The following is a 16,007-nucleotide window of genomic DNA, read 5'->3' as shown; positions in this document are numbered from 1 at the left end:
AATGCTGTTAGAATTAAAAAACATTTTCAAGTGGGTTACCATCGGTGGTAACAGAACCTTTCTGCTCAAAGATATTAACCTGCAGGTGCAGGAAGGCGAATTTATTTCCATCATGGGGCCTTCCGGTTCAGGTAAATCAACACTGTTGAATGTGATTGGTATGCTGGATGGTTTTGATGAAGGTGCGTACCGGTTTCTTCATGAAGAAGTGCACCAGATAAAAGAAAAGCAACGTTCCCAACTGTATAAGCAATACATCGGCTTTGTATTTCAACAATATCATTTGATTGATGAATTAACCGTATATGAAAACATTGAAACGCCCTTACTCTACCAGGATGTAAAATCATCTGAACGGAAAGCATTGGTGGCAGATATGCTGGATCGGTTCAACATCGTTGGTAAAAAGGATTTATTTCCCACGCAGTTAAGCGGTGGTCAGCAACAATTAGTTGGTATTGCCAGGGCGCTCATATCCAAGCCACGTTTGATTCTGGCGGATGAACCAACCGGTAATCTCAATTCCAAACAAGGGGAGGAGATTATGGAATTATTTAAACAGCTCAACAAGGAAGGAGTTACTATAATACAGGTAACACACAGTGAAAAAAATGCAGCTTATGCAAGCCGCACCATTCACCTGCTGGATGGAAGAATTGAAAACACAATACACAATTAGTTATGAAATATTATTTAACGGCAATCTTTATTCTTTTTTCCTGCAGCCTTCATGCACAGCAACTCACGTTAAAGCAGTGCATTGATACAGCCCTTAAAAATAACATCCAGGTACAACAGAGCGGTTTGCAAAAACAAACAGCTTCCATTAACAATCAGCAGGCAAAAATGAATTTACTGCCTGCCGTAAATGGCTCCTGGAACTATGGTTTCAACTTTGGCCGGAATGTGGACCCCATCACCAATACATTTACCAACAATCAACTGGAATCATCCAACCCCAATGTAAATGCAGGCGTGGTGCTGTATAACGGCATGCGTTTGCAAAACCTGCTGCAGCAGGCTAACTATAATTATAAAGCCGCAGCCATGGATTATAAACAGGCGCAGGATAACCTGGTGCTCAATGTAATTCTTGCTTACATGCAGGTATTGGTGAATGAAGATTTGATTACTGCATCCAAAGCTCAACTGGCAGTTACGCAAAAACAAGTGGAGCGAATGGATGTATTGGTGAAAGAAGGTTCGGCAGGAAGTTTTCAACTGACTGATATGAAGGGCCAGATGGCGAACGAACAGATTAACCTGGTGAACCTGGAAAACAGTTTGCAGCAATCAAAACTCAGTTTGTGCCAGCTCATGAACATACCTTATGCAGCAGCACTTACACTGGAACGGAATCAGGTTCAATTAAATGATGCAGTGTATGCACAATCCTCATCAGATGTTATTGCAGCAGCAATGGAATACATGGCGCTTATAAAAGCCAATGAATACCGGGTAAAAAGTGCCGAAAAAAACAGGCAGGTGGCAAAGGGTGCTTACTTTCCTACTATAAGTTTAACAGGCGCCATGGGTAGTGGGTATTCCAGTTTTTTCAGAAGTTTAACCCCCACATCAGTTGTGGAAGAAAATACAGGGTTGTACACCAAAAACGGTTCCGTACGTACACCTGTTTTTACGGAAGTGCAAAAGTTCAATCAACAACCTGTTGGATACTTCACACAAATGAAAAACAACATCGGTTATTTCGCCGGTTTAAGTGTGCAGGTGCCCATCTTCAATAACCTGCAGGCAAGGAACCGTATCAAACTGGCTGATATCAATTATAAAAATGTTCAGCTGGATGCACAAAACACCCATTACCAGCTTCGTCAGAATATTGAACAGGCATGGCTCAACATGAATGCTTCGTACAAACGTTACAATGCCTTGCAGGAGCAGGTTATGAATTTTGAAGAATCTTTCCGTGCTGCCACGGTTCGTTTTGAAAACGGCGTAATCAACGCTGTGGAGTTCTTACTCGTAAAAAATAATTTTGACCGGAGTACCATCAATCTCATCCAGGCGAAGTATGAGTATACTTTCCGTACCAAACTGCTTGATTTTTACCAGGGTAGGGAGTTATGGTAGAGCTTCTTTTTCAGGTTGATTTTTCTGCAATAAAAAATCTAAAAAGTTTTTCGCTGAAAAGTTGAAACCCCTATCTTTGCCGTCCCGAAAACGAACCATAATTCTGATCATGTCAGAGGTCATGGCTCGGGTTCAAGGATCGGTAGTTCAGTTGGTTAGAATGCCGCCCTGTCACGGCGGAGGTCGCGGGTTCGAGTCCCGTCCGGTCCGCAAAGGCTTCGAATAAGATTCGAAGCCTTTTTTGTTTTTAAGCTTTCGCTCCAACTCAGAAGCCGTTTTTCATCAACCCGGCATCGTATCTTCGCCCCTCAACTTTTTATTATGGATGAACAACAAATGAATCCCCAGAACCAGCTCAATATTGAAATTACCGAAGAAGTAGCCGAAGGGGAGTATGCCAATCTTGCCATTATTACCCACAGCCATGCAGAGTTTGTGATTGACTTTGTAAACGTTATGCCCGGCACGCCCAAGAGCAAGGTAAAAAGCCGTATCATTTTTACACCGCAGCATGCCAAGCGTTTTATGAAGGCGCTCACAGAAAATATTCAGCGTTTTGAAGCGGCTAATGGAAGCATCCGTGACCTGGAAGAAATGGCTATTCCCATGAATTTTGGCGGGCCCACGGCGCAGGCATAAGTAATGAATAATTAGTAATGAATAATTAATAATTATTCTTTTGATACCAACGCATGCTTTCCATAGCATCGTCCCTTGCGTCGCACACATCAGAGCATGTGCATATAGCGGCGCTGGTCTGCAATTGTAATCATCACAATTAATTACAGTTTTGTTCATGGATCAAACTTTTTCATACACACATCTTTACAATTTCACCCAAAATATTTTTCTCGCCATTGGTTGCAGTGATGAAGATGCTGCAACCGCCACAAAAGCATTATTGGCGGCCGATGTAAGAGGTATTGATAGTCATGGTGTGGCACGCCTGAGTGGTTATGTGCGTTTGTGGGAAGCAGGTCGTGTAAATGCAACTCCCAACATCCGCATTATTCATGAAAGCCCGTCAACAGCAGTAGTAGACGGCGATGCCGGCCTCGGTTTGGTGGTTGCTGTGTATGCCATGAACATCGCTATTGAAAAAGCCAAAATCTGTGGTACCGGTTGGGTAAGTGTACAAAACAGTAATCACTTTGGTATTGCAGGCTATCACGCCATGATGGCGTTACAGCATGATATGATTGGTATGGCCATGACCAATGCCAGTGCATTAGTAGCTCCAACGTTTTCAAAAGAACGGATGCTGGGTACTAATCCTATTGCAGTGGCAATTCCCGCCGGAGCGGAAGAACCATTTGTTGCTGATTTTGCAACAACAACTGCTGCTAATGGTAAACTTGAAATTCTTCAGCGTAAGCATGCTGATGCACCTTTGGGGTGGATCCAGGATGTAAACGGAAATGAAACAACCGATGCGCATGTCTTAAAAAATAACGGGGCCTTATTGCCACTCGGCAGTGATAGAGAACATGGCAGTCATAAAGGATATGCATTGGGAAGTATTGTTGATATTTTTTCAGCAGTGTTGAGCGGTGCTAATTACGGTCCCTGGGCTAATCCTTTTCCTGCGTATGTACCCATGCCGGAGAATCAACCCGGCAAGGGCTTGGGACATTTTTTAGGTGCCATGCGTATTGATGCATTTCGTAAAGCTGAAGATTTTAAAAAAGATATGGACCAATGGCTGCATCGTTTCCGAACTGCAACTCCCATTCACCCGGAACAAAAAGTGTTAGTACCCGGCGACCCTGAACGTTTGTTTGAACAGGAAAGGATGGAGAAAGGAATTCCGCTGGTAGCATCAGTGGTGGAAGATTTGACAAAAGTTGGACAGAAATTCAACGTCAATCTTTAATTTCGCAGCCCGGCTGATTTAGATGCTAATCACCGCCGGTACGATTGCTTGCTCATAAGAAAGATTTTTTGCTGAACGGCTTTTAAAGAATTTTCAACTTTAACAAGACGGTGGGGGGATGATGAAGAAATTCATCGGTGAATTCGCATGTTGAAATTTCAGTGAGTTAATGGTGTCAGGACGTCGAAGACGTTAGACACCTGGCAGGTGAGACAATATTTTATCTCTTTTAAGGAAACTGTTTATCCCCTCCCCGGAGGGGGAATAGTGGCTCAAAAAAATAGTGAGGATTGAAAGAGGTGTGTTGATGCCATGAAAATCAAAAAGCAAAAGAGTCACGCTAAAGACGTGATGTACCATGCGACGCAACAGCAGTTGAATAGTAGTAGTGAAACTGATAACATAAAACATAAAATATAAATTTAAAACCACTCCCATTTTAATTAGATGGCTAATAACACCCCTTTAGGGGATGGGGGCAAAATTTACGAACATGAAAGTGATGAAGTTTGGCGGTACGTCTGTGGGAAAGCCGGAACGTATGCATGATGTAGCAAGTTTAATTACACGTGATAACGAAAGCAAGATTGTGGTGTTAAGTGCATTGAGCGGCACTACCAATGCTTTGGTAGCTATAGGTGATGCATTAGCCAACGGTGATAAACGGGAAGCCAAACAAAAGATTGATGCCTTGAATGAGCATTATCAAAATTTCATCAACAACCTCTTAAGCACAGATGCAGCCAAAGAAAAATGCCGTACCATCATTGCCGAGCATTTTGAGTTTTTGAATATTATTCTGAAGATATCTTTTAATGAAGCGTTGAATAAAGATATCCTGGCGCAGGGTGAATTAATGAGTACAAAAATGTTCAGCTGTTACCTGGAAGAAAAAGGAATCAAACATGCATTGTTGCCGGCTCTTGATTTTATGACTATTGACAGTTATGATGAACCTCAGGTAGGCACCATTAAAGTAAAGTTGAGTCAGTTGCTCAATCAGCATAAGGATATACAATTGTTTATTACGCAGGGTTACATCAGTCGTAATGCTAAAGGTGAAGTGGATAATTTAAAACGAGGTGGCAGTGATTATTCAGCTTCACTGATTGCTGCAGCTATCAATGCCAGCGTTTGTGAAATATGGACGGATATTGATGGTATGCACAATAATGATCCACGTATTGTAAAGAAAACAGTAGCTATTGAACAGTTGAGTTTTGATGAAGCGGCAGAGTTGGCTTACTTCGGTGCAAAAATTCTGCATCCTGCTTCCATCTGGCCGGCACAACATTACAATATTCACGTGAAGTTGCTCAACACCATGCAGCCTGATGCCAAGGGCACATTGATTGTGGAAGAGGCCGGAAGTGTAGGAGTAAAAGCAGTGGCAGCCAAAGACGGCATCATTGCCATCAAGATCAAGAGCAGCCGCATGTTACTGGCTTATGGTTTCTTACGTAAAGTATTTGAAGTGTTTGAGAAGTACCGTACTTCTATTGATATGATCACTACTTCTGAAGTGGCGGTTTCAGTTACGATTGATAACGATACGCATCTTGCAGAAATTATTAAAGAGCTGGAACCATTCGGCACCATTGATATTGATAAGAACATGAGTATTGTAAGTATTGTGGGTAATGAAATTGCCAAAACAGAAAATGTACTCACCAAACTGTTTGATAGCCTCTCAGATGTTCCCGTTCGAATGGTGAGCTATGGCGGCAGTCCGCATAACATTTCTTTGCTGGTGCCCAGCGATGACCGAACCAAAACATTACAAGTGCTGAATAAAGGAATATTTGGATTGGAGTAGGCTGTATGAATCGAAAGAATTTAAGCCCGTCAGTCAACTGACGGGCTTTTTGTTGTAATTCTTATTCATCATGCTTTGACAGCGGGACAGAAAAGCACAAATACCTGCATAAGTTGTGAATAGCAATATTAAGTTTTAAGGATGTGTTAAAAAATCGTCAACTTATTATTAACTGCCGCTTACTTTTGTTGCAAATCATCAGTTATGTTGAAATATTTACTTCAAGCATCATTAAGTATGCTACTGCTTTTCTGTGGTTACTTTGCAACAGCACAGGTTACTACAGCTACGTTAAACGGATTGGTACAGGATAAAAAAGGAGCCGCTCTTGCTGCAGCAACGGTGACTATTGAATTTCCTGATGCCGGTATTAAACAAACAGTAACAACCAAAGCTGACGGAAGATTTACAGTTCCGAACCTGCGTGTGGGAGGCCCGTATAAAATCACCATCAATTTTGTAGGATTTAATACCACTGTTGTTAATAATGTTTTCCTGGAATTAGGTCAGAATACTCCGGTGGAAGTGGCAATGGAAGAAAAGGCGGGTGAGTTAAAAGAAGTAGTGATTCAAGGTGGTAACAGAATATTTGACAACAAAAGAACCGGGGCTTCTACCACAATCAATAACCGTCTTATCAGAAGTCTGCCAACCATTAATCGTTCTGCTGATGATTATTTACGATTAACACCTTCAGCATCTTCCACCTATAATGGGTTGTCATTTGCCGGCAGAAACGGTCAGTATAATAATTTTTCATTGGATGGTGCTGTGTTTAATAATCCATTTGGATTGGACGCACCAACACCCGGTGGACAAACCAATGCACAACCGGTTTCACTGGATGCCATTGATCAGATACAGGTAAATATTGCACCATATGATGTTACACAAGCCGGGTTTACCGGTGCAGGTGTTAATACTGTAACCAAGAGTGGTAGTAACAAAACATTCGGAACCGTTTATGTGTTTTACCGTGATCAAAATTTTACAGGTAAAAAAGTAGATGGAACAAAGTTTGAAATTCCTTCGCTCAGTCAATTACAAATTGGTGCATCATTGGGCGGTGCTATTAAAAAGAACAAGCTTTTCTACTTCATTAATTTTGAAACAGAGCAACGTTCAGATCAACCCACCAGTTATGTGGCTCAGAATGCAGGTAATACAGGTAAATCCAATACTTCCCGTGTATTAGAAAGCGATCTGATTGCTGTGAGTTCCATTTTGAGAAACAAGTTTAATTATGAAACCGGTCCTTACCAGGGATTTACTTATGACCAAACAAACTACAAGTGGCTGGCAAAAATTGACTGGAATATTAACGAGGTTCATAAACTTGCTTTAACCTATAATGGTTTGAGTGCATCAAAAGGCAAGCCGGCACACCCAAGCGCTATTGGACGCCGTGGGCCTGATTTTACAACTTTGCAATTCCGTAACTCCGGTTATGAAATCGTGAACAATCTGAACTCTTTCAGTGGTGAATTAAAATCAAACTTCAACAGCAAGTTTGCTAATAAACTGCGTGGCGTGTTTACGAGTTTTCGTGATAAGCGAAATCCATTTTCAGAACCATTCCCGGTAGTTAACCTTACCAAAAACGGAGTTCGTTATATTATTGCAGGGCACGAGCCTTTCTCCATTTATAACCGTTTAAACCAGGATGCATTACAAATCACTGATAACTTCAATGTGTTCTTGAAAAATCACACTTTAACTGCAGGATTTTCTTATGAGCAGTTTAAGTTTGGTAACTCCTTTAACTTAACAGGATATGGCCCCACTTTATTTTCAGAGGCCGATATTCAAACATTTAAAGACAGTGTTCCGGGAAGCAGGCCATTTGTATTTGGTGCTTATCCATTGGATGTTGACGTAAATTATGCCCGCAACCGTGCAAGAGCTGATCAATGGTCCTGGTATTATTTAACAGTATCACAGTTATCGTTTTATTTCCAGGATGAAATAAATGTATCTAAAAACTTTACGCTTACATTAGGATTACGTGCAGATAAGCCCAATTATACAAACCTGAGTTTTGTGAGTCCGGATTTTAATGCAGATGGTACTTATAAAGGAACAGTTACACAAGGTTCACCCACTCTTCAGAATAACGACAATCTTACATTGTTTGATGCAAGCGGAAGAAGAATCACAAATGGTGCCGGAAGAGATTTAGACAATAATCGTCTTCCTACTAAGAAATTTCTTTTATCACCCCGTGCAGGATTTAACTGGGATGTAAAAGGTGATAAGAGTGTGCAGATTCGTGGTGGTAGCGGATTGTTTACCGGTCGTTTCCCCTTTGTATGGATTGGTAATCACATCGGTAATCCTTTCAGCTTTTTCTATAATGCAACAGACAGGGATTTCCAATGGCCGCAGGTTTGGAGAACCAATATCGGCACTGATTTTAAAATTCCTTTCGGAACCATCTTTACCGTTGATATTGCTTATACAAAAGATGTGAATGCCATGATGGTTCGTAATTATAATTTAGGTACGCCTACAGGTACATTGAATTCAGGTACAGGTGATAACCGTAAAATTTATACGGCGGCTGACAAAGGCACGGCTAATGCATATGTGTTTACTAATACCAATGTGGGGTATCAGTTTAATGCAAGTTTCCAGGCACAGCAAACATTCAAAAACGGATGGTATGCAATGGTTGCATATAACTACCTCACTGCTAAAGATGCAAGCTCTATTTCTGCAGAAATTTCAAGTGATGCCTTTGACCGTAACCCGATTCTGAATAATGCCAATGCAGCCATACTATCACCTTCTTTGTATGGTATTCAGCACCGCATTATTGCTGCCGTATCCAAGAAGTATGATTACGGTAAACGTTGGTCTACTACCATCTCTGCTTTTGGTTCATGGAATGCAGGTGATCGTTTTGCTTATGTATATGGTGGTGATATCAATAACGATGGTACTAATTCCAATGATATTATGTATGTTCCTACTGATGCAGAAATCAATTCGATGAGCTTTGCTCCTTTTACTGATATTAATGGTAACGTACAAAGTCCTGCCGCACAGCGTACCGCTTTTCAAAAATTTATTTCACAGGATAAATACCTCAGTGGTCTCCGTGGAAAATACACTGAAAAATATGGCGCTACAACACCATGGTACAGCCAGGTAGACTTACGTGTTCTCCAGGATATGAAGATCGGAAAGGATAAAAAGCAGATGGTGCAGTTCAGTTTTGATTTTATCAACCTTGGTAATTTCATCAGCAGTAAATGGGGTGTAAGACAATATGCAACAACTTCAGGTTATTTTCAACCTCTTAGTGTATCATTGAGTGGTAATACACCTGTTTATCGTTTTGATCCTTCTCTTACAAAAACATTTTTATCAAATCCTGATTTGCAAAGCCGCTGGCAGATGCAGTTTGGTATCAGGTATATTTTCTAAAAATCACGAAGTAAATGAAAAGGTCCCGTTACTTATAACGGGACCTTTTTTATGAAGGAAAGAACTTATCTTGAATTCCGGTTAAGCTTTATAAGTAAATTAACGAAGGTGTTTGAACATTTGAATGATTTTCATGTATTTTCCGGTAGAAAAATTGCAGCAGCTTATGAAACAAATGTTTACTTTTTTATTTGTAATTACTCTCTCTGCAGCCGTAAAGGCAGGTGGTTTTACCGGTACTTGGACAGGAACCTTAAACTATATGATTTCACTGGAGGATTTGCGTTTTAATGCCCGCATGGATTTTGAGCAAAACGGAAATTTCATGATGGGTGTTTTATATCTCACCCGGCAGGAGAATGGAAAAGAAACAGGATGTGATTATCTCATATACGGCTGGATTAATAAAGAACGATTGGAACTTCGCCGTATGCTTATTCTGAAAAATAACGGCTTGACGGAGGTGGATGCAACACTGTTTACAAGAGCCGATGCCAAATTTGATTTTTCTGACAGGCAACAAAAAATAAGGGCAGCTGTGTTTATGAAAGAAGAAAATACTTTTGGCCCTCCGGGTACTTTGAAGTTGCAGCAAAAAGATACAGCACTCACAGCAGAGTCAAAAGAGTTGTTAAAGAAATATACTGCCTTGTTCTTTCCTTCACAGGCAGGGGCGCCTGCTATCATGAATACAGATTTCAGAACGATCTTATGGCGAAAGCAGTTAGGAACAAAACCTTTTTTTGAATTTATACCTGCAAAAGGAAATGCTGATTCAGTAAAAGTGAGTTTGTACTTTAATGGAAATTTAGTGGATCAATGGAAGGCCAATGAATCCAATACCATGGAAGTGGATGTTACAAAGCTGGATGCAGGCATGCATTGTTTTGTGTTGAAGGTAGAAACGCCTTCTGTTGAAATTCTGAGATTTACAGTGCGCAGAAGTGCAGCTAATGTGGTAAAAGATCTTTTGTTCGACTTTAGTTATCAACGACAGGTTCTTGTAATTATGGGTTTGGATGATTAGGACTATTATTATACCAATAACTTTTGTACTGCTTTTTACACTGCTGTTTTCATCAGCAGTTGCGCAGTCTCTTACAGGTGTTTGGGAAGGCGTGGTAAAGTTAACAGATGCAAAGGCAGACCGGCTGAAAATACGTATGGAGTTAATGCAGGAAGGAGATGATTGCTACGGCGTATTGTACAGCAGAGGTTATAAAAAGAACACCATGTTTGGTTGTGATTATATTATTACGGGTAAATTTTCAAGTAATACCGTACAGTTACGCTGGGCAAATGTACAACGTGCCATCAGTATGAATAAGGATGATTGCTCTCAAATGGCAGCACTTCTTTTAAGAATGAAAGATTCTGTAACACTCAGCGGCATCTGGCAATGGATACTGGGAGAATCAATTGGCAGAATGTAAAAAAGTAAGCGATTCTGTTTCCTTTACCGCAAAGGAAGAATTTGCATTGTACAAAGCTGCTGTTATACAATCTTATGAAGAACAAAAGATTTTTTTGAAAGTGGAAGACCGTTTTACTGAAGGCATCTACAATGGCGAAGTGGACAGCAGCGACCTGGTTGTTGAAATACGAAGCAGGGATTCAACTGCACGTGATTCCATTGATGTTTATCTCAACAGTGAAATACTTACTTCCATCAATCACCTCTATAAAAATCCTCTTCGCTTACGCCTGAAAGATATGCCGGTGGGTGAAAACAATCTCATTATTGTCAATAAATCAGTAAGCAGCTACAAAGCCGTTCTTGGAATTATTATTCAGCACAAGGGTGTAATGCAGGAAATTTCAGCAGCTGCCACGGGCGCTATCAATGTTGTGCTTTATTTTATTCGGCAATAATTTACAGGTACCGTTCTGCTTTTTTCCAAAACGAAAAAAAGGATCCAAAACTACCGCTTACCTGCGGAAACATCCATGGGTAAGCATCGGCCCAGCCTTTGAAATGACGGTGCAACGGGTGGTCAAGAAAATAAATTTTTTGCCGGGGCTGTAACTGTTGCTGTAATTCTTCAAATGAACCGGTAAAAATCTGAATGCCCGGAATATTTGCTGTTGCAAGTGCTGTAATAAATGAAATTACTTTATCACTCACCGGGAATTGCTCAAAGTGAGATGGTTCCAGCAGCAGGATGCGGTTGCAATCTTCTTCTTTTCTCCATTGCGGATTAAGCCAATAAGAAGTATAAATGCAGACATCTTTTGATGCATCAATTGCAAAGCCTTCATCTGTTTGCGGAAGTTTGGTAATTAAGCTGAGATTTGTTGTTTCTTTCAATACATCCGGAACCGGTTGATTAAAAATGGTTTCATAGGGATGGTCTAAAAAGCTATGCTGCTGATTGCTTTTTAAATACCGGTTGATATTTTCCTGGTTCGCAATGTATTTTTTTGATGAAAAACTGCCGGCTACCCATTGCCAGCTGCAGGTGTTGCTTGCAAGGTCACCATCCAGCAAATGATAATACATCCAGCGGCTGGGTGCTTTCCAATAAGCTTTACCAATGTTGCAGGTGATGCCCGCCACATACATACGTGCATGATTGTGCATGTAGCCCGTTTCATAAAGATGGTTGATCTGTTCATCTATGGCAGTGATACCTGTTCGTGCATCAGCCACCGCTGCAATCATCTGTTCATGTTCTACTTCTGATTGTGGTTGTTTTAAATCACTGAATAATGCTGTTCCTTTTGCAAACCACACCCTTTGAAAAAATTCACGCCAGGCCAGCTCCTGTAAAAACTTTTCAACCTGGTAAGGTTTATACCCTTTTTTCAACACGATATCTCTCACCTGCGGTAGTGTAAGCACACCTCTTGAAATATAAGGCGATAAATACGTTACATCACCATCAATAAAATTTCTTGTTTTTCCATAGCGTATGGGATCAATATTTTCTACTTTTTGTAATATCGAATGATAGTCAACAGGAAAAGTCATAGTTTATCGTTTGCTGATTTTATTATTACTGATGGTTCTTTGACGACTGCATTTAAAACGGCTAACATCTTTCAAACGGAGTTGGGCATGTTTTGTACTGCGGCCCTGCATGCGTTTGCGCCACATACGGAAACTGGAGGCGTTCATTTGCCGGCGCATGAGCTCAATTACTTCTTTTTCTTTCAGACCAAACTGCAGTTCAATGGCTTCAAACGGGGTACGGTCTTCCCAGGCCATTTCTATAATCCGGTCTGTATCTGCTGCACTCAGTTGTTGTTCTTTCATGTGATATTTTAAAAATTTATTTAAACAAATTCTTTTTGTGTTTGTTGATAGCTTATGGAAGAAACAATTACCACCTATAAGCCGTTAGACGCTGTTACATTCCGCCAGGCCGCTATTGAAATTCTCAAGACAGCAGGCCGTCCGCTGCATTATACTGAGATTACCAAGGAAGCCATCAAAGATGGTTACTGGCGTCCGCAGGATGAAGAGTTCATCAAACAACACATGTACCAGGCCATTAAAACTGATGTACGTAAAAAGCGTTATGGCTCTGTGTTTACGGAAGTAGCTCCCGGCACGTATGAAATCAATCGCCTGGTGGTGAAAGATTAATCATTCAGTGTATCCAGCTTTTTCAGAAATTGCTCTGCATGCTGCAGATGTGCATTTCTTTTTGCTTCAGGCATCTTATCAAACGTGTTTAACAACATGCCCAATCTTGGATTGGATCCAAAGAAGTTTCTGTGCACATGCATGAAGCGCCAGAATAATCCATCCCATATCTGCTGCCAGTCACCTTTTTTCCAATCACCCATCTTCATTAAATAATTACTTCCGCTGATGTAAGGCTTGGTGGTCATCAAGCCGCCGTCAGCAAACTGTGTCATGCCATATACATTTGGTACCATCACCCAATCATAACTGTCCACATAAAGTTCCATAAACCAGCGATAGACTTCGTCCGGATCAAACTCGCACAGTAACATAAAATTGCCCAGCACCATCAACCGCTCAATGTGATGACTGTAGCCTGTTTGTATTGTTTTTTTAATCACTGCATCAACAGGTTCAATACCCGTAGTGCCATTCCAGAAGCATTCCGGAATTTTCCTGGTGAAGCCCCAATAGTTTTTAGTGCGTTGTGTTCTTCCTTCCCGCTCATATACAATACGGATGAACTCCCGCCAACCAATGATCTGGCGAATGAAACCTTCCAGTGAGTTTAACGGTATATTTTTTTGTGAAGCCGTTTGTAAAGCTGCTTCAACTATCCGTTTTGGATTGAGCAGCCCAATGTTGAGCATGGGTGTTAATACCGAGTGATAGAGAAAATGTTCTTTCGCCACCATGGCATCTTCATACACACCAAACTTTTCAAATCTTGTTTCTAAAAATTCATGCAACCATTGTCCGGCTTCTTGATGCGTAACAGGATAAATAAATGAATCAAGGTTACCGTAATTGTTAGGGAAATGCTTTTCAACATACGATCTTGCTTCTTTTATAAACTTGTTTTCTTTTGGGAAAAGAATCACAGGTACTTTTTCCTGTTTGGGAAACTTCAAACGGTTTTCAGCATCAAAGGTCCATTTGCCGCCTAAAGGTTTTTGTTGTTCATCCAGCAGGAGATTCCGTTGCTTGCGTTGCCAGGTATAAAAATCTGTCTGGAAGTAGGTTTTCTTTTTGCTGAAAAAATCTTCCACCTCGGCCATCTGATTTAAAAAGTTGGGCGATGGTTTTTGATGCAGTTGCAGTTGGTGCTTTTTTGCAGATTGCTTTATTCTTCTTTCCAGCCAATCATCTACTGTATCCACATAAATCAGCGCTGTGATTCCTTTTTTAGATAATGATTTGACCAAAGTTCTTATATCACTTTCTTTTTCCGGTGCTTCCACATAGTTCACTTTAAATCCTTTTGCTTCCAGCTCCTGTGCATAATGTTTCATAGAAGCACGGTGCAGCACCAGTTTCTGTTTGTGAAAATTGTAATGTTTAAAAAACAGGAATTCTTCAACAAGAAAAACAGGAACATCTTTCTGCAATGCCGGGTTTAACTCAAACAACTGGTGCGGAAAAATAAGCGTGGCTAAAGACATGCTGTACACAACAAATCCTCCTGCGCATTGTTGTAATCAATCAAAAAAAATCAACCAGCATGGAATCAGTAAAAGGAAAATATGTTTTGATTGCAGGAGCTACCGGCGGTATCGGTTCACAAACAGCAAAATTGCTGGCAGGCAGTGGGGCGCAGGTATTTTTAACCGGTCGTAATGCTGAAAAACTGCATACCGTAGCGGAGCAATTATCTATTCCCCAAACACACACATTTGCAGCAGACTTAAGTGTACCGGAGCAGGTGCAGCAACTGGCACAACAGTTCTTTGCTGTTTTTCCTGCTATCGATGTGCTGGTGAATGCATCAGGTGTTGGAATCATTAAGCCAATGGATACATTAAGCGAAGTTGAATTTTTACGCTCATTGAATTTCAATCTCTATGCTCCGTTCCTTTTAATTAAGAATTTTCTGCCTAACATGAAAGAGCAAAAGAAAGGTTTAATTATAAATATCCCAGGTGTGTTGGGTAAAACGCCGATGGCGGGAGCTGCTGCTTACAGTGCCAGCAAATACGGATTGGTGGGAATGATGCAGAGCATTCGGGAAGAATTAAAGCGTACGGATATCCGTATCACCAATCTCTTTTTGGGTGGTGTTGATTCTGCATTTTGGGATACCATTGATTTACGGGTACAGCGTGAAAAAATGATCCGTGCTGAAGAAGCCGCCAAAGCCATCTGGTTCCTCTGCCAGCAGCCTGCCAGCGGGGTGGTGAGTGAAATGGTGCTACAGCCTTTTAATCACCAGGCGATTTAAATTTTTTAAATCATTTAACCTGTTATAAATATTGCAGAACAGAAAATAAGGTATTTTTCAAATATGAAAAGTTTATACATCTTCATAGTTTTCATATTTGTTTCTTTCGTTACTGCTGCTAATTCATTATCCGGAAGATGGATCGGGACACTTGTCTACAAATTTGATTCTGATGCCTTCAGACTTAATTCAAGTTTAGAAATTACGGAAGATGGGAATCGTTTTTTTGGGGTTCTATCTGTAAGAAACAACGAGAAAGGAAAAATTATAGGCTGTGACTATTTGATATGGGGCGAATCAAAAAGAGACAAGATTGAATTAAAGCGTTTGCAAGTTATTGACAATTTTGGAATGAACAATTCCGATGTGGGGTTATTTCTGAAAGCAGAAGGCGTTATTTCGATTGATGAATCAGGAGCTAGTATTAAGGCTTCTGTTTTTATGATGGAAGAAACCTTATTAGGACCACCTGGCACTTTGAAATTAAAAAAGAGAGACGATGAGTTATCTACTCTTACAATTGACAAAATTAACGGGTTTAAAAAAAAGTATTTCCCTGATTCTATTGCAAAACATAAAGTAAATGATATAGTAATCAGGCATATTGCCTACCCTCAAAGAAAGGTTGAGAAGCCTGTTATTGATTTTCTGGCGGCTAAAAAAAACAACCCTGCTGTAAAAGTTGCCTTGTATTTTGATGGTGTGAAATTAGAAGAGTGGTCTTCTGCACAGGATAACTATATTGAAATGGATTTAAATGGACTTCCCGGGAAAACATACATTATAGTTCTGAAGGTAGAAACAGAGACAACCGAATCTGTCTCGTTTGTTATGCGTAGGGCAGGATTGGGCAGGGTACAGGACTCAAAGTATACAATTAGCTATGATAAACAACTTAATTTGATCATGCATATTTATGAAAGGCCTTCATGATATTTTAAAGCCCAAA

At 40.5% G+C, this 16,007-nt stretch carries 15 protein-coding genes and 1 tRNA gene; 13 read left to right on the top strand and 3 right to left on the bottom strand.

Annotated features, from left to right (window positions below; translation table 11 throughout):
• Position 1 precedes the first annotated feature (1 nt).
• From PDL71_RS14690 to PDL71_RS14645, 10 genes are all read left to right on the top strand, one after another.
• The gene (locus PDL71_RS14690) at positions 2–679 is read left to right on the top strand and encodes an ABC transporter ATP-binding protein (protein WP_407522387.1); all 678 of its coding nucleotides are present in this window, start codon (positions 2–4) and stop codon (positions 677–679) included.
• Positions 680–681: 2 nt separating this feature from the next.
• Entirely contained in the window at positions 682–2,091 is a 1,410-nt protein-coding gene (locus PDL71_RS14685; protein WP_407522385.1) for a TolC family protein, read from the top strand.
• Positions 2,092–2,227: 136 nt separating this feature from the next.
• Positions 2,228–2,301: transfer RNA gene (locus PDL71_RS14680), tRNA-Asp, on the top strand.
• Positions 2,302–2,412: 111 nt separating this feature from the next.
• Positions 2,413–2,730, top strand: a complete 318-nt coding sequence (locus tag PDL71_RS14675) for a DUF3467 domain-containing protein (protein WP_407522383.1) — start codon at positions 2,413–2,415, stop codon at positions 2,728–2,730.
• 157 nt (positions 2,731–2,887) lie between these two features.
• Entirely contained in the window at positions 2,888–3,964 is a 1,077-nt protein-coding gene (locus tag PDL71_RS14670; protein ID WP_407522381.1) for an Ldh family oxidoreductase, read from the top strand.
• A 493-nt stretch (positions 3,965–4,457) separates the two neighbouring features.
• A complete protein-coding gene (locus PDL71_RS14665; protein WP_407522379.1) occupies positions 4,458–5,780 on the top strand; it encodes an aspartate kinase in 1,323 nt (440 codons plus the stop codon).
• A gap of 204 nt (positions 5,781–5,984) precedes the next feature.
• Positions 5,985–9,209 (top strand): carboxypeptidase regulatory-like domain-containing protein, encoded by a 3,225-nt coding sequence (locus PDL71_RS14660; protein ID WP_407522377.1) that lies wholly within the window; start codon positions 5,985–5,987, stop codon positions 9,207–9,209.
• 166 nt (positions 9,210–9,375) lie between these two features.
• Entirely contained in the window at positions 9,376–10,236 is an 861-nt protein-coding gene (locus PDL71_RS14655; protein WP_407522375.1) for a hypothetical protein, read from the top strand.
• Entirely contained in the window at positions 10,229–10,642 is a 414-nt protein-coding gene (locus tag PDL71_RS14650; RefSeq protein WP_407522373.1) for a hypothetical protein, read from the top strand. The genes PDL71_RS14655 and PDL71_RS14650 overlap by 8 nt, the downstream gene beginning before the upstream one ends.
• Positions 10,629–11,081: a hypothetical protein gene (locus PDL71_RS14645; RefSeq protein WP_407522372.1), complete on the top strand. Its 453-nt coding sequence runs from the start codon at positions 10,629–10,631 to the stop codon at positions 11,079–11,081. The genes PDL71_RS14650 and PDL71_RS14645 overlap by 14 nt, the downstream gene beginning before the upstream one ends.
• Position 11,082: 1 nt before the next feature.
• Here PDL71_RS14645 and PDL71_RS14640 read toward each other — a convergent pair whose 3' ends face one another.
• Both PDL71_RS14640 and PDL71_RS14635 read right to left on the bottom strand, forming a co-directional pair.
• Positions 11,083–12,180, bottom strand: coding sequence for an FAD-binding domain-containing protein (locus PDL71_RS14640; RefSeq protein ID WP_407522370.1), 1,098 nt, complete (start codon positions 12,178–12,180; stop codon positions 11,083–11,085).
• A gap of 3 nt (positions 12,181–12,183) precedes the next feature.
• Positions 12,184–12,465, bottom strand: a complete 282-nt coding sequence (locus PDL71_RS14635; protein WP_407522368.1) for a TIGR03643 family protein — start codon at positions 12,463–12,465, stop codon at positions 12,184–12,186.
• Positions 12,466–12,519: 54 nt separating this feature from the next.
• Between PDL71_RS14635 and PDL71_RS14630 the strand changes: the two genes are divergently transcribed.
• Positions 12,520–12,798, top strand: coding sequence for a winged helix-turn-helix domain-containing protein (locus PDL71_RS14630; RefSeq protein WP_407522366.1), 279 nt, complete (start codon positions 12,520–12,522; stop codon positions 12,796–12,798).
• Here the strand turns inward: PDL71_RS14630 and PDL71_RS14625 are convergent.
• Complete coding sequence (locus PDL71_RS14625) at positions 12,795–14,282, bottom strand: cryptochrome/photolyase family protein (protein ID WP_407522364.1); 1,488 nt, start codon at positions 14,280–14,282, stop codon at positions 12,795–12,797. The genes PDL71_RS14630 and PDL71_RS14625 overlap by 4 nt on opposite strands.
• Before the next feature lie 59 nt (positions 14,283–14,341).
• Between PDL71_RS14625 and PDL71_RS14620 the strand changes: the two genes are divergently transcribed.
• Positions 14,342–15,058 carry an SDR family oxidoreductase gene (locus PDL71_RS14620; RefSeq protein WP_407522362.1) on the top strand — a complete coding sequence of 239 codons (717 nt, stop codon included), beginning with the start codon at positions 14,342–14,344 and terminating at the stop codon, positions 15,056–15,058.
• A gap of 63 nt (positions 15,059–15,121) precedes the next feature.
• Positions 15,122–15,991, top strand: a complete 870-nt coding sequence (locus tag PDL71_RS14615; protein WP_407522360.1) for a hypothetical protein — start codon at positions 15,122–15,124, stop codon at positions 15,989–15,991.
• The last annotated feature ends 16 nt before the right edge of the window (positions 15,992–16,007 follow it).

This window comes from Lacibacter sp. MH-610, assembly GCF_045780045.1.
Lineage (GTDB): Bacteria > Bacteroidota > Bacteroidia > Chitinophagales > Chitinophagaceae > Lacibacter.
The sequence above is the reverse complement of the archived record's forward strand: the minus strand, read 5'-3'. Positions and strand labels throughout refer to the sequence as shown.